At 67.5% G+C, this 16,287-nt stretch carries 20 protein-coding genes; 9 read left to right on the top strand and 11 right to left on the bottom strand.

Going from position 1 to position 16,287, the window contains the following annotated elements; translation table 11 throughout:
- Positions 1-33: 33 nt before the first annotated feature.
- Positions 34-345 (top strand): nucleotidyltransferase family protein, encoded by a 312-nt coding sequence (locus F791_RS0104520; protein WP_026296405.1) that lies wholly within the window; start codon positions 34-36, stop codon positions 343-345.
- A 4-nt stretch (positions 346-349) separates the two neighbouring features.
- Positions 350-691, top strand: a complete 342-nt coding sequence (locus F791_RS0104515) for a DUF86 domain-containing protein (protein WP_019592237.1) — start codon at positions 350-352, stop codon at positions 689-691.
- An 88-nt stretch (positions 692-779) separates the two neighbouring features.
- Here F791_RS0104515 and F791_RS0104510 read toward each other — a convergent pair whose 3' ends face one another.
- Entirely contained in the window at positions 780-986 is a 207-nt protein-coding gene (locus F791_RS0104510) for a hypothetical protein (protein ID WP_018649187.1), read from the bottom strand.
- Positions 987-1,072: 86 nt separating this feature from the next.
- Between F791_RS0104510 and F791_RS0104505 the strand changes: the two genes are divergently transcribed.
- Entirely contained in the window at positions 1,073-1,429 is a 357-nt protein-coding gene (locus tag F791_RS0104505) for a hypothetical protein (protein ID WP_018175182.1), read from the top strand.
- A 206-nt stretch (positions 1,430-1,635) separates the two neighbouring features.
- Here the strand turns inward: F791_RS0104505 and F791_RS0104500 are convergent, their stop codons facing one another.
- Complete coding sequence (locus F791_RS0104500; RefSeq protein WP_018138997.1) at positions 1,636-2,166, bottom strand: hypothetical protein; 531 nt, start codon at positions 2,164-2,166, stop codon at positions 1,636-1,638.
- An 81-nt stretch (positions 2,167-2,247) separates the two neighbouring features.
- Complete coding sequence (locus tag F791_RS0104495; RefSeq protein WP_018138998.1) at positions 2,248-2,829, bottom strand: thioredoxin family protein; 582 nt, start codon at positions 2,827-2,829, stop codon at positions 2,248-2,250.
- A 149-nt stretch (positions 2,830-2,978) separates the two neighbouring features.
- Between F791_RS0104495 and F791_RS0104490 the strand changes: the two genes are divergently transcribed.
- Positions 2,979-3,719: a ferredoxin--NADP reductase gene (locus tag F791_RS0104490; RefSeq protein WP_018994535.1), complete on the top strand. Its 741-nt coding sequence runs from the start codon at positions 2,979-2,981 to the stop codon at positions 3,717-3,719.
- Positions 3,720-3,826: 107 nt separating this feature from the next.
- Here F791_RS0104490 and F791_RS0104485 read toward each other — a convergent pair whose 3' ends face one another.
- The gene (locus F791_RS0104485) at positions 3,827-4,597 is read right to left on the bottom strand and encodes a carboxylesterase (protein ID WP_018139000.1); all 771 of its coding nucleotides are present in this window, start codon (positions 4,595-4,597) and stop codon (positions 3,827-3,829) included.
- An 89-nt stretch (positions 4,598-4,686) separates the two neighbouring features.
- On the opposite strand from F791_RS0104485, the gene F791_RS0104480 reads away from it, so the two are divergent.
- Positions 4,687-4,887: a YdcH family protein gene (locus F791_RS0104480; protein WP_017926214.1), complete on the top strand. Its 201-nt coding sequence runs from the start codon at positions 4,687-4,689 to the stop codon at positions 4,885-4,887.
- 78 nt (positions 4,888-4,965) lie between these two features.
- Here F791_RS0104480 and F791_RS0104475 read toward each other — a convergent pair whose 3' ends face one another.
- Positions 4,966-6,261, bottom strand: coding sequence for an NAD(P)/FAD-dependent oxidoreductase (locus F791_RS0104475; protein ID WP_018139001.1), 1,296 nt, complete (start codon positions 6,259-6,261; stop codon positions 4,966-4,968).
- A gap of 18 nt (positions 6,262-6,279) precedes the next feature.
- Positions 6,280-6,594 carry a c-type cytochrome gene (locus F791_RS0104470; protein ID WP_018139002.1) on the bottom strand — a complete coding sequence of 105 codons (315 nt, stop codon included), beginning with the start codon at positions 6,592-6,594 and terminating at the stop codon, positions 6,280-6,282.
- A gap of 228 nt (positions 6,595-6,822) precedes the next feature.
- Between F791_RS0104470 and F791_RS0104465 the strand changes: the two genes are divergently transcribed.
- Positions 6,823-7,134 carry a PilZ domain-containing protein gene (locus F791_RS0104465; protein ID WP_018139003.1) on the top strand — a complete coding sequence of 104 codons (312 nt, stop codon included), beginning with the start codon at positions 6,823-6,825 and terminating at the stop codon, positions 7,132-7,134.
- 29 nt (positions 7,135-7,163) lie between these two features.
- Here F791_RS0104465 and F791_RS0104460 read toward each other — a convergent pair whose 3' ends face one another.
- On the bottom strand, positions 7,164-7,559 hold the full coding sequence (locus F791_RS0104460; RefSeq protein WP_018139004.1) for a DUF3775 domain-containing protein: 396 nt from the start codon (positions 7,557-7,559) through the stop codon (positions 7,164-7,166).
- Between the two features lie 7 nt (positions 7,560-7,566).
- Entirely contained in the window at positions 7,567-7,881 is a 315-nt protein-coding gene (locus F791_RS0104455; protein WP_018139005.1) for a DUF2288 domain-containing protein, read from the bottom strand.
- 96 nt (positions 7,882-7,977) lie between these two features.
- Between F791_RS0104455 and F791_RS0104450 the strand changes: the two genes are divergently transcribed.
- Genes F791_RS0104450 through F791_RS0104440 form a run of 3 tightly spaced genes read left to right on the top strand, consistent with a single transcriptional unit; the run spans position 7,978 to position 10,380 of the window.
- A complete protein-coding gene (locus F791_RS0104450) occupies positions 7,978-8,304 on the top strand; it encodes a PepSY domain-containing protein (RefSeq protein WP_018139006.1) in 327 nt (108 codons plus the stop codon).
- The gene (locus F791_RS0104445) at positions 8,301-9,017 is read left to right on the top strand and encodes a response regulator transcription factor (RefSeq protein WP_018139007.1); all 717 of its coding nucleotides are present in this window, start codon (positions 8,301-8,303) and stop codon (positions 9,015-9,017) included. Before F791_RS0104450 ends, F791_RS0104445 begins: the two co-directional genes overlap by 4 nt.
- A gap of 40 nt (positions 9,018-9,057) precedes the next feature.
- Positions 9,058-10,380: a HAMP domain-containing sensor histidine kinase gene (locus tag F791_RS0104440; RefSeq protein WP_019592236.1), complete on the top strand. Its 1,323-nt coding sequence runs from the start codon at positions 9,058-9,060 to the stop codon at positions 10,378-10,380.
- Between the two features lie 117 nt (positions 10,381-10,497).
- Here F791_RS0104440 and F791_RS0104435 read toward each other — a convergent pair whose 3' ends face one another.
- The 3 genes from F791_RS0104435 to F791_RS0104425 are packed head-to-tail and all read right to left on the bottom strand — an operon-like array spanning position 10,498 to position 16,287.
- Positions 10,498-11,754: an FAD-dependent oxidoreductase gene (locus F791_RS0104435; protein WP_019592235.1), complete on the bottom strand. Its 1,257-nt coding sequence runs from the start codon at positions 11,752-11,754 to the stop codon at positions 10,498-10,500.
- Positions 11,755-11,779: 25 nt separating this feature from the next.
- A complete protein-coding gene (gene hrpA, locus F791_RS0104430; protein WP_019592234.1) occupies positions 11,780-15,703 on the bottom strand; it encodes an ATP-dependent RNA helicase HrpA in 3,924 nt (1,307 codons plus the stop codon).
- On the bottom strand, positions 15,703-16,287 hold the full coding sequence (locus F791_RS0104425) for an SPOR domain-containing protein (RefSeq protein WP_018139011.1): 585 nt from the start codon (positions 16,285-16,287) through the stop codon (positions 15,703-15,705). Before F791_RS0104425 ends, hrpA begins: the two co-directional genes overlap by 1 nt.

Here is a 16,287-nt window from a genome sequence, read left to right as displayed (position 1 = left end):
GGTAAGACCGCCGTGCAACAACAGGACGAGGCAATGGACCAACCATCTCGTAGCCTGAGTCGTGCTGCCGTATTGCAGGCGCTAAGGGAGCATCGGGCCCATCTCGAGCGTGAATTCGGTGTACGTGGGCTGGCGTTGTTCGGATCGCTGGCCCGTGACGAAGCCGGCGAGCAGAGTGATGTGGATATTCTTGTCGGCTACGACGGTCCGGCCTCAGCCCAGCAGTATTTTGGCGTTCAGTTCTATCTTGAAGACCTGTTAGGACACCCGGTGGACCTGATCTCCGAAAAGGCCCTGCGCGCCGAGCTGCGTCCGTACGTCGAGCGCGAGGCGATTCGTGTCTGACTCAATGGGAGCGCGCGAGTGGCACTTCTACCTTGACGACATGATTCGATTTGCACGCAAGGCCATGGCTTATACGGATGGCCTTGATCGTGATGCGTTCGTACAGAACGAGCTGGTCTACGATGCGGTGCTTCGAAACCTCGAACTGATCGGTGAGGCGGCCGGGCATATTCCTTCCGAAGCGCGGGAGGCGCACCCGGATATCGCCTGGCGCATGATTGTCGCGACCCGAAACCGGTTGATTCACGCGTATCTGGGTATCGACAGCGACACGATCTGGAATCTGGTAGATGAGCACCTTCCCGCTTTGGTCTGCCGCCTTGAGAAGATGCAGCAAGCGTTGTAGTGATCAGTGCTTTTCTGTGGCGGGCCTCGTTGTAGAGGGCCAGCCCTCCGGCCAGTCGGGCACTTGTGCGCAGTGATGCCCTTGGGGCTCAGCGGTCGTTCAGCCAGGCGGCCCACTGGGAGTGGGTGGAGACGTCCACGCCGTCGGCCTTCGCGGCCTGTTGCAGGTGGGTCTGCAGGTCGGCCATCAGTTCGGAATCCATCAACTCCGGCGCCAGCGTAAGCTGCGCGTGCAGCGTGCTGTAGACGAGCTTGAGTTCATTCACCGGATAATGCGACCAGTCGAGGTGGGCCATGCCGTCCGTTCTCCGTTTCGATCATTTGCGTTATAGCCTGACGGTGGTCAGCGGTACCATTCAAAAGCACCTGCCCGGTGGCGGAGATGTATAAGCGTCGTGCGCGGCTGCTGGTGGCCGCGGAACGCCCCGACGGGCGCGCCGCGCGAGTGGCGGAGCTGGCCGCGGCGGCCGAGTTGGAGAACTGGATCGAGGTGCGCCCGGCGCAGGCGATGGCCGAGGTGACGGACGCCGATCTGGCCTGGGCCGATCTGCTGGTGGCGCTGGATACGGCCGCGGCCCGCGCCATACCGTCACAGCGCCCCGCGACCTGCCGGCCAAAGTACTGGCAGTTGCCCGGCGAGACCGGGGCAGATTTCGATCTGCAGACCCTGGAGGCGCTGCGCTGCATGGTCGGCGGTATGCGCATGTTGGCGCGCGTGGATGCTGACGACGACGCCTGAGGCACTGTCTTTTTCCGGTCAGTGCGCTTCCCGTGTCATTCCGGCCGGAGCGCAGCGTAGAGCCGGAGTCTCCCGCGGTTCCCATCGCCTTGGCGCACGAGATCCTAGATAACCGCGGCGCGGTTTCCGGGATGACGGCGAGAGGGCATGGACTCATGCTGCTCCAAGAGATGGCCACGGCGCTGCGCGCCTCGCGGTGACAAGTGCTATTCGGGGTGGTACGGGACCGGTGCGCGGGCGTGCAGCTGGGCCAGGTGGTCTTCGTAGAGGGCCCAGATGCGCGGAGCGATGGCGCCGCGCGAACCGGGGTAGGTCAGGCGGTCGGGGTTGAAGCTGGCCAGGCGCTCGATCTCGGTGCAGCGCAGTTCCTGGTCGACCACGTTGAAGATCAGGATCTGTGTGCCCTGGTCGGCGATCGGCAGCAGGGCCCCGATGATCCCGGTGTCATTGAGCCCGGGCTCGCCACGGGCATCGCCCAACTCGGCTGGCGGGCGTACCAGCGTGCCCAGCAGCTCATGGTAGGCCTGGCCGCAGGCAAAGCAGATCTCCGGCGCACGCAACCCCTGCACGCGTTCACAGGCCTGACGCACGGTATTGTCCGGCAAGACCATGCGCGCGGGCGGGATCGGGATGCGGTTGCTCTCGCCATTGGGCAGCAGGCGCGGGACGGCCTCCTGGCAGGAGGGACAGCGCCAGGTGGCGACCCGCGGGCCGTCGATCACGTTGCTGGGCGGCATGCGGTGGCCATGGTTCAGGGTGTGCGTTCAGTATACGGCGGGCGCGGCCGCTGCGCGGGCCGGCCCGCTCCGGCAGGTGCGTCAGCCGTAGTAGTCTGGCTCGTTGCCCGGGCGCCACTTGATGTTGCAGCCGAGGCTTGGATGCTGCGGCTCGGGGGCCGGCTGGCCGGCCAGCAGGGCATCGCTGGCGGCGCGCAGGTCACGCCCGGTGACCGGTGTGTCGGAGCCGGGGCGGGTCTCGTCGAACTGGCCGCGGTAGTACAGCTTGCGGTCGGCATCGAACAGGTACAGGTCCGGGGTGCAGGCGGCGTGGTAGGCCTTGGCCACGGACTGGTCCTCGTCCAGGCAGTAGGGGAACTTGTAGCCGAAACGACGGGCGTCGTCGCGCATCTTGTCCGGGGCGTCGTCCGGTACCGCCTGGATGTCGTTGGAGTTGATTGCGATCACCGCAATGCCCTTGTCCGAGTATTCGCGGCCGTAGCGCGCGAACTCGTGGCGGATCAGTTGCACGAACGGGCAGTGATTGCAGATGAAGGCAATCATGTAGCCTTTCGCGTCGGGGAAGCTGTCGAGGCTGATGGTGTCGCCGGAGATGGCGTCCGGCAGGGAGAAGTTCGGGGCCTCGGTGCCCAGTTCGATCATCTGCGAGGGGGTGCGGGCCATGGTTGCTCCGTTAAGCTTTGATTGGGGATTCGGGCGCCGATTATACGGATTGGGGCGGGGCGGATTAATCCGCATCATCTGAAGGACAGCTTGAAACCATCCGGGCGCGGCACCAGTCTGGATAATACTTGAGTCATGGAGTCGGAAATATGGGCTGGGTCACGGGGACCGTGCAGGAGTGCAAACAGTGGACGGATCGCCTCTTCTCGCTGCGGGTAGAGGCGGATGTGGAGCCGTTCAAGGCCGGGCAGTTCAACCGGCTGCGCCTGGAGATCGACGGCGAGCCGGTCGCACGCCCCTATTCCTATGTGAACGCGCCGGACGAGACCCCTCTGGATTTCTACCTGATCACGGTGCCGGAGGGCCCCTTGTCGAACCGGCTGGTGCAGCTGGAGCCCGGGGACACGGTCGAGCTGATGCCGCGCGCCACGGGGTTCTTCACCCTGGACGAGCTGCCGGACAGTCGCGACCTTTGGTTGCTGTCCACCGGCACCGCGCTGGGGCCCTTCCTGTCGATGCTGAAGACCGACACCCCCTGGGAACGCTTCGAGAACATCCGGCTGATCCACGCCGTGCGCAAGGCGGACGAACTGACCTACCAGGATACGATCCGGCAGTTCCAGGAACGCGCCCCGAAACAGTTTCAGTACATCCCGTTCGTTAGCCGCGAACCCTGCCCGGGCGGGCTCGAGGGCCGCGTCCCCGCGGCGATTGCCGAGGGCCGCCTGGAGCATCACGCCGGGCTCGAGATCGCGCCGGAGCACTCGCAGGTGATGCTGTGCGGCAACCCGGCCATGGTAAAGGACACCGCCACCATCCTCCGCGAGCGCGGGTTGGAGAAGAACCGCCGCCGCAAGCCGGGGCAGATCACCACCGAGAATTACTGGTAGAGCCTGGCTCATGCTGTTGTAGGAGGCCAGCCCTCTGGCCGATGGGCTTTACCCGCGCCCGATCGGCCAGAGGGCTGGCCTCCTACAAATTGTGGCGTGCGCTGGGGCTAATCGAGCAGGTTGGCGGCCCAGGCGTGGATCAACCCGGCGACATACCGGGTGTGCTCCGGGCGCGAGAGCAGGTGGTCGGTCTGGTGCAGGGCGACGAAGCTCTTGGGGTGGTGGGCCTGCTGGAAGATCCGGCGGGCGTGATCGACGCTCACCACCGTATCGCCGGGGGCGTGCAGCAGCAGCAGCGGCTGCGTCATGCGTTCCAGGGCACTGTCCAGTGTCGGCTCTTCGATCGAATCCAGGAATGCCCGTCCGATCTCGACCGGGCGGCCGCCAATATTGACGCGGGCGAAGCCTTCGCGCTCGATGGTGTCAGCGATGTCACCAAACAGGTGCGCGACATGGCCGGGCCGGCTGGGTGCGGCGATGGTGACAATGCCGCCCAGTTCTTCGCGCTGGCTGCCGACGTGGATGGCCATGGCCCCGCCGAAACTGTGGCCAATCAGGAGGTCGGTGGGCTCGCCGGTCGCCTGTTTCAATGCGTCCAGGGCCGCGTTCAGGTCCTCGCAATAGGTATCCAGCGTGCTGTCGCGAAAGCGGCCCTCGGAGTCGCCCAGGCCGGCGAAGTCGAAACGCAGCGTGGCGATGCCCTCTTCCGCCAGGGCGCGCGCCAGGCGCACGGTCGCGGGGAAGTCCTTGGAACAGGCGAAGCAGTGTGCGATGCAGGCCTGGCCCAGCAGCGGACCGTCATCCGGTTCGACCAGGACGCCGTTCAGGCGTATGCCGCGGGGGGTGTCGATAGGCAGGCTGGTGTTGCGGATGGCCATGGGCGCGGGATGGTCCGGGCGGGGTGGGTCTGCGATGATACGCGAGCTGGAAGTATCTCGTGACCGCACAGACAAGCGAGGAGGGGCTGTTGGAGACGGAGAGTCAGATTCGTGCACGACTGGCGGAGCTTGAGTCCGAGCATCGGGCGCTGGATTCCGCGATCGCGGTGATGCACGAGCAACCGGCACCGGATGCCTTCGCGATCCAGCGGCTGAAGAAGCGCAAGCTGCAGCTGAAAGACGCCATCCAGCGGCTGCGCAGTCGCTTGATCCCTGACTTGAACGCCTGAGCCGCCCCACAAAAGAAGACGGCGCCCGCAGGCGCCGTCTTCATCCGTCGTTTACAGCCGTCATGGCTGTGAGTGAGGCTAGCCCCAGATGTCCTGGGTGATCCCGGCGTACCACGCCTGAGTGTACGCGGCCTCGCGAGCGCGGAAGCTGGAGGTCTCGCCCGAGGGGCTGACACCGCCAGAGCCTTCGACGCCTGCTTGAGCACCATCCTGGTACTTGTACACGGCCGCCACGCTGATCCCGTGTTCCGGGGTGATCAGGCTGTAGCAGGTGTTGGCCGACGAGGGATCGAGCGGCTCCTGGTCCATCAACTCGCGCACAATCGCCGCGGCGACGATCTTGCCCTGGTTGTTGGCCGAGTGGCCGGACTTCGGCATGGCGCCCGCCACGCTGGCGTCCCCCAGTACGTAGATGTTGTCGTCCATCTCCGACTTGAAGGTTCGCTGGTCGACCGGGACCCAGCCTTCGTCGTTGGTCAGGCCGACATCGTGGGCGATCTGGCCGGCCCGCTGCGCCGGGATGAAGTTCATCACGTCCGCGCGTACGCGTTCGAAGCCACTGTCGGCCCGGGCGGTCATCTCGCCGACATCGATTTCCTCGACCAGGCCACCATCCGACGCGGCACGCCATTCGATCATGTCGCCGTAGTGCATCTCCCAGCCTTCCTCGAACAGGCCCTGCTTGGAGAAGTTGTCCTTGGCGTCGAGCACGATGATCTTGGAGCGCGGCTTGTGCTCCTTCAGATAATGCGCGATCAGCGAGACGCGTTCGTACGGCCCCGGCGGGCAGCGGAACGGGTTCGGCGGCGCGACCATGACGAACACGCCACCGTTCGGCATCTCCAGTAGCTGCGAGCGCAGCAGCTCGGTCTGCGAGCCGGCCTTCCATGCGTGCGGGATCGTCTCCGCGTCGGCCTCTTCGATGCCGGGCATGTCGTCGTACTTGAAGTCGATTCCCGGCGACATGACCAGCTTGTCGTACTGCAGGCTGTCGCCGCTTTCGAGCCGGACGGTGCGGCTGTCGGCGTCCACGCCAACGACCTTGTCTTCGATCACGTCGATGCCGTCACGGTCGCGCAGGTTGTCGTAGCCGTGCGTGATTGCATCCATGCTCTCGAATCCGCCGATCACCCAGTTGCTGCCGTAGCAGGTGACGTAGGTGGCGTTGGGTTCGATCAGCGTGACCATCATGTCCGGAGAGAACTGTTTCAGGTAGCGCGCCGTGGTGGCACCGCCGGAGCCGCCCCCGACCACGACCACATGGGCCTTGGCGCCGTTACGGGCGGCACGCGGGGCGCAGCCAATACCGGTCAGGGCGGCCGCGCTGGTGATCCCGAAGGCCTTCAGGAAATGGCGTCGAGTAAAATTGTGCATTGTTGTCATCCCCCGTGATCAGAAGCGCGAGAAGTAGACCGACATCGCTTCGATCTCTTCGTCCGTGTAGCCCTTGGCGTGACGATCCATGATGGTCGCGTCACGGTCGCCATCGCGGAATGCGCGCATCTGGCTCTGGATTACCTCCGGCGGGATTCGGCCCAGATCGGGCACGCCCTTTTCGGCGCCGGCGGCGTTGTGGCAGGCCTTGCAGGAAGCGGCCATCAGCTGGCCACGGGTGATTTCGTCATTATCGGCGATAGCCTGGGATGCGGTACCCGCCATCGCCAGCGAGGCCACCAGCCCCGCCACGAACAAACGTGATTGCTTCATGTGAACGGACTCCTCCGTCGTGAAGTGACTTTGTTATATGGCGACAGCTATCTCGGTACTGCCTTGTTTCTACTGCCCGGTGCGGTTGCCGGGCCGGTATGCACTTCCGGGTGTGTTCGCCCGGAGTTGCGCCTGATCGTGTGATGGAACGATCATTGTTCTGGGATATAGCACAACGTATCCATCTTTTCGATGCCTTGAGAAGGCATCTGCAGCAGGAGAGAGGCCATGACAGGGGAACGTCGGCGCCATCCGCGCATCCCGATGACCGTCGAGGTGGTGGCGGAATGCAGTGATGGAAGCCAGGTACGGCTCACCACAAACGATATCTCCGGCGGTGGGGCCTTCCTGGCCTGGGAGGATCGTGATCAGGCCGGGATTGATGTCCTGAAGGGACTGAGTCCGGGCGATCAGTTTATGTTGCAGGTGTTCGGCCTGCTGGGGGATGGCGGTGAACCGCCGCGGGTGCAGGCGCAGGTGGTGCGAGTGATGGAAGACGGGGTCGCCGTACAGTTCGATTCTGCCGCGCTGGGGGTGTAATTCGACTCCGGCTGAGCCCGGAGCGCTTTTTACTGATCGGCGGCCTGCATCTGTTCCAGCCCGGCCTCCCATTCGTCCGCGATCATCGGATTGGCAACCAGGCGGTGGGCTGTGTCCGGGCTCCAGTCGTCGCGGGCATCCTCCAGAGCGCTTTCCCATTCCTCGACTGCGTAGTCGCCTCGGCCGACCGCACTGAGCGCTTGCAGCTCCGCCTGGTATTCCGGCCCGAGCCCACTCATTGTGTCCTCCAGCTCGCGCAGGGTCAGATCGCCCGCGTGGTCCGCCAGGACCTGCATGGCCCAGTCATCGTCCGAGGTGTCGGGGTTCGAGTCGGGGAACACGACCTCCTCCTTGGCGTGGAACTCCCGCGCCGCCTGGATCAGGCGGGCCAGCGTGTCGTCCTCGATGCCCAGGGGGGAGGCCATGGCCGGGTCAGTGCGCCGTGCTGCGCTCCTGGGCGAGTACCCAGGGGGCGGCGACGATGGCGGTAAAGACGGGGTTGTTCGCCGCCCAGCGCCGTGCGTCGTCATCCGTGGCACGGGCGACCTGATCACTGGCCAGCCATTCGCTGACCTGATGCGTGGCATCGTCGCGAATTGCGCGGGCCACCTCGATCAGGTCCAGTTCGGGGGCCACGCGAATCACCACACCACGGGCGAAATGCGGCATCAGTTCGTCCCAGCGCAGGGGGCCGGCTTCTTCCTCCAGGGGTACCTCGGGTTCGGAGGGGGCAGGGGCTTGGGTCATGACGGGAACATCCGGTTTCAGATAACGTTCAGGCTAGGCCTATAGCCTTGTAGCTGCAAGAGTTTGTTCGCCCACACCGTCACGGAGACTACCGCTATGCGCCCCGGACCGGAGACCGTTGCCAAAGGCGGTGGCCGGAGACGCCGAGTCATCGGCGGCGCGGGTGTGCTCGGGCTTCTGCTGGCGATCCTGGTGGCGCCCTTCGCGGCGCAGGCCCAGTTCATCACCGAAGACCCGCGCGCGGCCGTCTGGACCCTGGACGAGGCGGTGTCGCGGGTGGAGGCCAACTACCCGGGGCGAGTCCTGTCCGCACGCGAAGATTTGACCGAGTACGGGAATCGCGTGTTTATCGTGCGTATCCTGACCGACAACCAGCAGGTACGAACGATCAAGATCGAGGAAGGGACGGAGCTCGACCCATGAATCTGCGCGTGGTAGTAATCGAGGACGACCTGGCTCTGCGCAGCCAGATCGCCGAAGAGATGGAGAACAATGGCTGTCGCGTGGATACCGCCTCGGACGGCGACACCGGCCTGTACCTGCTGACCGAGTACCACTGCGATATCGCGGTGGTGGACCTGGGGCTGCCGGGCATGGACGGGCTCGACGTCATTCGCAAGGCCCGCGAGGTCAAGCCACAACTACCCATCCTGATCCTCACGGCCCGTGACCGCTGGCAGGACAAGGTTGAAGGGCTCGAGGCCGGGGCCGATGACTACCTGACCAAGCCATTTCACATCCAGGAGCTGGTCGCGCGCCTGCGTGCCCTGGCTCGCCGCAGCCTGCAGGCCGGCCGCGAACGGCTGTTGTTCGGGCCGCTGGTGATCGACACCGCCACCGACGATGTCCGCCTGAACGACGAGCCGGTCTCGCTGACCACCTTCGAGTACCGCCTGCTGCTGACGCTGGTGCGCCAGCCGGGGCGCGTGCTAAGCAAGGAGGTGCTGGCGGACTACCTCTACGAGCACGACGAGGATCGCGAGAGCAACGTGATCGAGGTGTTGATCGGCCGCCTGCGCCGCAAGCTGGACCCGGACGGCAGCCTGGGCCTGATCGAGACCCTGCGCGGTCGGGGCTACCGTTTCGTGCGCGAGGCGGATGCCACGACCCCGTCCGATTCCACCTCGGACTCATGACGCCGCATACAGGCTGCATCGCCCCTTCGTCCGCCATCTCATGAGACGCCCCCTGCGCCAGATCCGCAGCAGCCTGACCCTGCGCCTGGCACTGGTCGCGGGGGCTACCGTGCTGGTGTTTTCCCTGCTGACGGCCTGGGTGCTGGAGGCCGCCTTTCGCGACAACGCGGCAGATGCCGTCGAGACACGCCTGGAGGCCCAGGTCCTGCTGTTGATGGGGCTGGTCGAGGTCGTCGGGCGCAACGAGGTCCGCGTCCCCGATATGCTGCCCGAGAGCCGCCTGCAACTGCCCGCCAGTGGCCTCTATGCCCGAATCCTCGGTCCCGACGGTCGCACGCTCTGGCGCTCCCCGTCCGCGGTGGGGGTCTCCCTGCGCGGCTGGTCGGAGGACGACTTCTTCGCCTTCAGCCTCCCCGTGCAGTGGGAGCTGGACGGTGGCCAGGTCGGGCTGACCTTCCAGATGCTGGAGGACCGAGAGGCCTTCGAGGAACAGGTGGAGCAGTATCGCGCCAGCCTCTGGCAGGGGCTGATGACGATGACGTTCTCGCTGATCGTCGCCCTGGGGCTGGCGCTGTGGTTCTGGGGGTTGTGGCCGCTGCGCCGCGTACAGGGCGACCTGGAGGCGCTGCGGCACGGGGATCATGGGCGACTGGAGGGCCCGTACCCGACCGAGGTGCAGGCCCTGACCGGAAGCATCAACGATCTGATCGAGTTCGAGCGCGCGCGGCTGAACCGCCAGCAGAACGCCCTGGCTGACCTGGCCCACAGCCTGAAGACCCCGATTTCCGCGCTGCGTCTCAACCTGGAGAGCCAGAACCCCGACCCCGAGGACATGCGGCGCCAGGTCGACCGGCTGCAGGCCATGGTGCAGCACCAACTCAGTCAGGCGCAGCGCCTGGGTCCGGCGCCGTTCCAGGCGCCCGAGCCGCTGGCCCCCATCATCGAGCGTACCTGCCAGGCGCTCGGACGGCTCGCCAGCCAGCAGGGCGTGGACCTGGACAGCGAGCTCGACCCTGGCTGTGCCCTGCGCATGGAGCCGGGTGCGATTTTCGAACTGCTGGGCAACACCCTGGACAACGCGATCCGCCATGCGACCAGCCGGGTGCGGATCTCGACGCATTGCACGCCGCAGGCCGTCAGCCTGACCATTGATGACGATGGGCCCGGCATCGCGCCAGCGGATCGCGCCCGGGTACTGGAGCGGGGAGAGCGCGCCGACGTGCGCGGCGATGCCGAGGCCGGCCAGGGCCTGGGGCTCAGCATCATCCAGGCCCTGGTGCAGGACCACGGTGGCGAGCTGCATATCGAACAGGCACCGGAGCTGCATGGTGCCCGCATCCGGATGGTGTTCCCGGCGTCTTAAACCGGGTGGCCTGTATGGCCTCATGATGCGTTTCGCGTTGCTCAACGCATCCTACGATAGGCAGGGCGGGCTGTAGGATGTGTTGAGCGCAGCGAAACGCATCGCCCCGGGCCGAGATCAAAGCCTAAGGTCTTCCATCGGAAGGGACGGCGATTCGTTCAGCACCCCCGCACGAACCAGCGCTGCCGCGCCGCAGGCAAACGTCCAGCCCAGGTGCCCGGACCCGGTATTCAGGTGCAGGCCCTCGATGGCGGTCGGGCCGAGGATCGGCGTGCCACGGGCGCTCATCGGGCGCAGCCCGGTCCAGGGTGCCATCGTCTGCGGGTCGAAGGTCGCGGGCAGGCCGGTCAGGGTGCGCCGGCACTGATCGAGGACATTCGCCGCGCGCTTGGTATTCAGATGGCGATCGCGGCCGGCGAATTCGGCGGTGCCGGCCAGGCGCAGGCGTTCCCCCAGCGGGGTCATTACCACCTTGTTGGCGTCATCGATCAGCGGCAGGTTCAGCCGGCAGTCGGCGTTCATCGGGAGGGTCAGCGAATAGCCCTTCACCGGGGCGACGGGCAGATGCAGCCCCAGCGGGCGCAGCAGGTCCGGGGCGTGGTAGCCGTTGGCCACCACGCAGGCATCCGCCGCGATTGGCCCTTCGGAGGTCTCTACCGCGTCGATGCGGCCGCGGTGGGTTCGCAGGCGCCGCACGGTGACGTTCGGGTAGTAGCGGATGCCCCGGCGCTGGCCGATCGCGAGCAGCTGCTCGGTGAAGCGGGCGGCGTCGCCGATTGCATCCCCGGGGAAGAACAGCCCGCCGCACAGGCGGTCGCGCACCGGGGCCAATGCCGGCTCCTCGGCGATGATCCGTTCCACGTCCCAGTCCTCGAAGCGCACATCCTCATCACGCATCGCCTCGCTGGCGGCACGGTTGTTGGCCTGGCTGGCCGGGTCCTGGAACAGCTTCAGGATGCCGCAGCGGCGAAAGTCGAAGTCCAGCCCCGCGCTCGCCAGTTCCCGCTGCAGGCGGTCGATCTCCCGGAGCGAGAACGCGGCCAGGCGGGCATTCAGGCGGGTGTGCTGCTCGAACAGCGAACGGCGGCTGTGCCACAGAAAACGCAGGCCCCAGCCGGCCAGCCCCGGCAGGGCGCGCGGGCGCAACAGCAGCGGCGACTCCGTGCGGCCGAGAAAGCGCAGCAGGTCCAGCCCGACGCCGGGGGTGTTCCAGGGTTCGGCGTGGCTCGCATGCAGCATGCCGCCATTGGCCTGGCTGGAGCCGGTGGCGGGGGTGGGGGCGGCGTCCACCAGCACGACCTCGGCCCCGGCCTCCTGCAGGTACCAGGCGGTGGTCACACCGATGACGCCGGCCCCGATCACGACTACGCGCATCCGCTGCTTCCCTTATCAAGAACGCTCATGTACCACTTGCCAGTCGTTGGATCACGTCCGCGTATTCGCGTTCCAGCCGTTTCGGCGACACCTTCTCGCGCGTGCCCAGTTCCTGGGCGAACTGCGAGACGCGAAACTCCTCGATGCGGTAGCGAAACGCGAGCACGTCCGGGTGGTCCGGCGCCCGCGCGATCAGCTCCTGGGCCTGCTGCCACAGCGGCTCGACCGCCACACGACGGGCGCGGTCCTTGTCCGGCGCCTGGGTCAGGCGTTCCAGGCGCTTGTCGATTGCCTGCAGGTAGCGCGGCAGCTCGGGCAGCACGTCATGCGGGGTGCGCAGCAGGAAATCGGCCGGGACCAGGGCCTCGAGCTGCCCGCGGATGTCGCGTGCGGCCTCGATCCAGGAAAGCGGCAGATCCCCCTGCAGCCGGGTGCGCAGGTCGTGCCAGTGGCGCAGGATCTCGGCGGCAAGGTGCGAGAGCTCCATCACCGTGGGCGAGAACTCGGGCAGGCGACCCTCCAGGCGTTCTTGAAAGGCTTCGGCATCGCGTGGCCAGGGATCGGCCAGGAACACGCGGTCGGCCGCGGCCTCAAGGATCTGGTCGCGCAGGGCCTCGCAGCTGCCGAGTGTCGAGTAGTTCAGGCAGGCGCGTTCGATCTCCGGGAGCTGGCGGCGCAGGTCGCGGGCGGTCTTGCGCGCGCCCAGCAGGAACAGCCGGCGCAGGCCCGCGCGGTGGGCCCGCGCGGCCCGCGCCGGGTCCGGTTCCAGCTCCAGCGAGACGGCATCGCCGCGATCGATCAGGATTGGGAAGGCGCGCAGCTGCGCCCCCTGGTGGTCGAACTCCACACTCTCCGGCAGCGCGCCGAAGTCCCATTCGGTGATCCCCTCGCGGGTGATCTCGTCCGGGCGGCTGGCGTCGAAGTGGGCCTCGGCGCTGTCGCCCAGCCGGCGCTTCAGCGCGGCCAGGTCGCGGCCGCTGGCCTGCTCGTTGCCTTCCGGGTCGAGAATGCGGAAGCGCATCACCAGGTGTGGCTCCAGGTTCTCCGGGCGCCAGGCATCCAGCGGGATCTCGGTACCGGTCATCGCGCGCAGGGCCTCGGCCAAGGCCGGGATCAGCGGGCCCTGGCGGTGCTCGATGCGCGCGAGCGCGGCCTGCGCGAAGTCCGGCGCGGGCACGAACTGGCGGCGCAGGCCCTTGGGCAGGCTCTTCAAAAGGCCGGTCACGCGCTCCTCCAGCAGCCCCGGTACCAGCCAGTCGCCCAACCAGTCGGGTACCGCGTTCAGCGCCGCGATCGGGATGGTCACGGTCACGCCGTCGTCCGGCTGGCCCGGTTCGAAGCGGTAGGCCAGCGGCAGGCGCAGGCCCTCGACCTCCAGGTGGTCAGGGTAGACCCCTTGTGGGAGTGCGGTGTCCGGTTCGTTCAGAAGTTCCGCACGGTCGATCCGCAGGGCGTCCCGGTCCTTCTTCTCGGTCTTGCGTGCCCAGGTCTCGAAGCTCGTGCCGTCGGTGATCTCCGCCGGCAGGCGGGCATCATAGAAGTCGAACAGCCGATCCTCTTCCACCAGCAGGTCGCGCCGGCGCCCGCGCGCCTCCTGCTCGGCGATCTCGGCCACGGCCTTGCGGTTGGCCTGTACCCCCTTCGAGCGGGTGCGCAGCTCGCCGCCGACCAGGCCCTCGCGGATCAGGATGCGCCGCGCCTCGGCCGGGTCGTGCTTCGCGAAGTCCACCGGCTTTTTAGGGGCGACGACCAGGCCATACAGGGTGATGCGGTCGAAGGCCCCGACGCGCCCGCTGCGGCGCTGGAAGTGCGGCTCGAAGATGTGGTGCTTGAGCAGATGTGGGGCCGTGCCCAGGATCCAGTCGGGCTCGATACGGGCATTGTCGCGGGCGTAGACGCGCGTGGTCTCGGCGATCTCCGCGCTCATCACCCAGGCTGGTTTCTTCTTCGCCAGGACCGACCCGGGATGGATCTGGAAGCGGCGGTTGCGTGCGCCTAGATAGTCGCCGCGCTCGGTCTTCTGTCCGATCTGGCTGACCAGTCCGGTCAGCAGCGCGCAGTGCACGGGCTCGGCGTCGGCGGGCTGGTGGTTCGGCTTCAGGTCCATCTCGCGGGCCTGGCGCAGGAGCTGCACGCGCAGCTCCTGCCACTCGCGCATGCGCAGGAAGTTCAGGAAGTGCTCGCGACACCAGCGTTTCAGCGCATTCGAGCCAAGGTCCTCGCGTGCGGTGTGCCAGGCCTCCCACAGCCTCAGCATGCCCATGAAGTCGGAGCCCTCGACCTGAAACTCGCGATGGGCCTGGTCCGCGGCCTGCGTGGCCTCGGCCGGGCGCTCGCGCGGGTCCTGCAGCGACAGGAAGGCGGCGATGGTCGCGGTCTCGGTCACGCAGCCGTGATCGGCCCCGGCCAGCAGCATCGCGCCGTGGCGCGGGTCGATGGGCATGCGCGCCAGCTGGCGGCCGCGCGGGGTGATGCGCCCGCGCGCATCCACCGCGCCCAGCTCCTCCAGCAGGCGGTAGCCGTCCTTGACCAGGCGCGGGTCGGGCGGGTCCACGAACGGGAACTGGCGCGGCTGGCCGAGCTTCAGCGCGGCCATCTGCAGGATCACCGAGGCGAGGTTGGAGCGCTGGATCTCCGGGTCGGTGAACGGGGGGCGCAGGTTGTAGTCGTCCTCCGCGAACAGCCGGATGCAGATGCCGGGGCCGAGCCGTCCGCAGCGCCCGGCGCGCTGGTCGCAGGCGGCCTGCGAGATCGGCTCCAGGCTCAGGCGCTGCACCCGCGAGCGCCAGGAGTAGCGCGAGACGCGGGCCAGCCCCGAGTCGATCACGAAGCGGATGCCGGGGACCGTCAGTGCGGTCTCGGCGACGTTGGTGGCCAGCACGATGCGCCGCCCGGCGTGGGACTGAAAGACCCGCGACTGCTCGCGGGCGGACAGGCGCGCGTACAGCGCCAGGACCTCGGTGTCCGCGCGCACCTGGCCGCGCAGGGCCTTGTGGGCGTCGCGGATCTCGCGCTCGCCGGGCAGGAACACCAGGATGTCGCCGGGGCCGGCACGCTCGCATTCGGCGACCGCGTCGCGGATGCCGTCGAACAGGTCGCGTTCGCCGCGGCCGGTGTTCTCGTCCTCGCCAGTCTCTTCCGGCTCGATCGGGCGGTAGCGCAGCTCCACCGGGTAGGTGCGTCCCGCCACGGTCAGGATCGGGGCGTCGTCGAAGAACGCCGACAGCCGCTCCGGGTCCAGCGTGGCGGAGGTGATGATGATGCGCAGCTCCGGGCGCTTCTTCGACAGGCGCTTGAGCACGCCCATCAGGAAATCGATGTTCAGGCTGCGTTCGTGGGCCTCGTCGACGATCAGGGTGTCGTAGGCGCGCAGTTCCGGGTCATGCGCCAGCTCCGCCAGCAGCATGCCGTCGGTCATCAGCTTGACCCAGTTGTTCGGCCCGGTCTGGTCGGAGAAGCGGACCTTGAAGCCGACGGTGGAAGTCTTGTCGCCCCCGAGCGTGGTGCCCAGCTCCTCGGCGATGCGGCTGGCGACCGAGCGGGCCGCGATACGGCGCGGCTGGGTGTGGCCGATCAGCCCGGCCTCGCCGCGTCCGGCCTCCAGGCACAGCTTGGGCAGCTGGGTGGTCTTGCCGGAGCCGGTCTCGCCGCACAGCACCAGCACCGGGTGTTCGCGGATCGCGGCGACAATCCGTTCGCGCTCGGCATGGATCGGCAGGTCGCCGGCATAGACGGGCTGCGGGCGCAGGCGTTCGCGTTCGGCGGCGCCCTGTTCGGCGTGTGCAAGGCGTTCGGTCAGGGTGGAGACGAGCCGGTCGCAGGGCTGGCCGCGCTTGTGCCGCTGGCGGGCCCGGCGCAGCAGTTCGCCCAGTTCGCGGCGTTCGCTGCCCTGCGGCAGGGCCTCTACGGTCCTCGCCAGCGCGTCCAGGTCCGGGCCGGCCGCGGCCATCAACCGTCCCGATGACGCAGGCGCAGGGCCTCGATGTTCTCCGAGCGCAGGCGGTCCAGGGCGCGGTTGACGTCGTCCTCCTGGGTGAAGGGGCCGACAAAGACGCGGTGCCAGGTGTCGCCCTCGATCTCGACCTCGTGCACCTGCGGGCTCAGGCCCAGCAGAGAGATGCGGGCCTTCATCTCGTCGGCCTGTTCGAACCGCCGGAACGAGCCGATCTGCAGGATCACAGGATCGCCCTCGGCCGGGGAGGCCGGGGGCGGGACCACCTGATCCTGCGGGACTTCGCGTTCGCCCCGGGGGACGCGAACCTCGTCTTCGGGCAGCAGCTCGTAGTAGCGAAACCGCGGCTCGTCATCGGTGGGCAGGCGCTCCGGCTCCGCTGCCGGTGCGCGCTCGGCCGGGGGCTCCGGTTCGCCGAACAGGGCACCGATGTCGGGTGAACGATCGGCCCCCTGGAGATAGAGCACGGCGGCGATCCCGAGCCCGATCAGCAGGCCGGCGAACATCCAGACCCAGCCCGGGATCGGTCGCGAGGCGCGGGCGGGGGTCGTCTTGCGGCGCTTGCGGCGGGCCTGGGCCAT

Source organism: Thioalkalivibrio sp. ALRh, from assembly GCF_000381425.1.
Lineage (GTDB): Bacteria > Pseudomonadota > Gammaproteobacteria > Ectothiorhodospirales > Ectothiorhodospiraceae > Thioalkalivibrio.
The sequence above is the reverse complement of the archived record's forward strand: the minus strand, read 5'-3'. Positions and strand labels throughout refer to the sequence as shown.

Bases quoted from the DNA above. Each gene is read 5' to 3' on its own strand.
- hrpA (WP_019592234.1), bottom strand. From the start codon at position 15,703: ATGGCCGCGGCCGGCCCGGACCTGGACGCGCTGGCGAGGACCGTAGAG.
- F791_RS0104465 (WP_018139003.1), top strand. From the start codon at position 6,823: ATGACAGGGGAACGTCGGCGCCATCCGCGCATCCCGATGACCGTCGAG.
- F791_RS0104440 (WP_019592236.1), top strand. From the start codon at position 9,058: ATGAGACGCCCCCTGCGCCAGATCCGCAGCAGCCTGACCCTGCGCCTG.
- F791_RS0104515 (WP_019592237.1), top strand. From the start codon at position 350: ATGGGAGCGCGCGAGTGGCACTTCTACCTTGACGACATGATTCGATTT.
- F791_RS0104495 (WP_018138998.1), bottom strand. From the start codon at position 2,829: ATGGCCCGCACCCCCTCGCAGATGATCGAACTGGGCACCGAGGCCCCG.
- F791_RS0104490 (WP_018994535.1), top strand. From the start codon at position 2,979: ATGGGCTGGGTCACGGGGACCGTGCAGGAGTGCAAACAGTGGACGGAT.
- F791_RS0104475 (WP_018139001.1), bottom strand. From the start codon at position 6,261: ATGCACAATTTTACTCGACGCCATTTCCTGAAGGCCTTCGGGATCACC.
- F791_RS0104470 (WP_018139002.1), bottom strand. From the start codon at position 6,594: ATGAAGCAATCACGTTTGTTCGTGGCGGGGCTGGTGGCCTCGCTGGCG.
- F791_RS0104450 (WP_018139006.1), top strand. From the start codon at position 7,978: ATGCGCCCCGGACCGGAGACCGTTGCCAAAGGCGGTGGCCGGAGACGC.
- F791_RS0104435 (WP_019592235.1), bottom strand. From the start codon at position 11,754: ATGCGCGTAGTCGTGATCGGGGCCGGCGTCATCGGTGTGACCACCGCC.
- F791_RS0104445 (WP_018139007.1), top strand. From the start codon at position 8,301: ATGAATCTGCGCGTGGTAGTAATCGAGGACGACCTGGCTCTGCGCAGC.
- F791_RS0104520 (WP_026296405.1), top strand. From the start codon at position 34: ATGGACCAACCATCTCGTAGCCTGAGTCGTGCTGCCGTATTGCAGGCG.
- F791_RS0104460 (WP_018139004.1), bottom strand. From the start codon at position 7,559: ATGGCCTCCCCCCTGGGCATCGAGGACGACACGCTGGCCCGCCTGATC.
- F791_RS0104485 (WP_018139000.1), bottom strand. From the start codon at position 4,597: ATGGCCATCCGCAACACCAGCCTGCCTATCGACACCCCCCGCGGCATA.
- F791_RS0104500 (WP_018138997.1), bottom strand. From the start codon at position 2,166: ATGCCGCCCAGCAACGTGATCGACGGCCCGCGGGTCGCCACCTGGCGC.
- F791_RS0104455 (WP_018139005.1), bottom strand. From the start codon at position 7,881: ATGACCCAAGCCCCTGCCCCCTCCGAACCCGAGGTACCCCTGGAGGAA.
- F791_RS0104510 (WP_018649187.1), bottom strand. From the start codon at position 986: ATGGCCCACCTCGACTGGTCGCATTATCCGGTGAATGAACTCAAGCTC.
- F791_RS0104505 (WP_018175182.1), top strand. From the start codon at position 1,073: ATGTATAAGCGTCGTGCGCGGCTGCTGGTGGCCGCGGAACGCCCCGAC.
- F791_RS0104425 (WP_018139011.1), bottom strand. From the start codon at position 16,287: ATGGCCCAGGCCCGCCGCAAGCGCCGCAAGACGACCCCCGCCCGCGCC.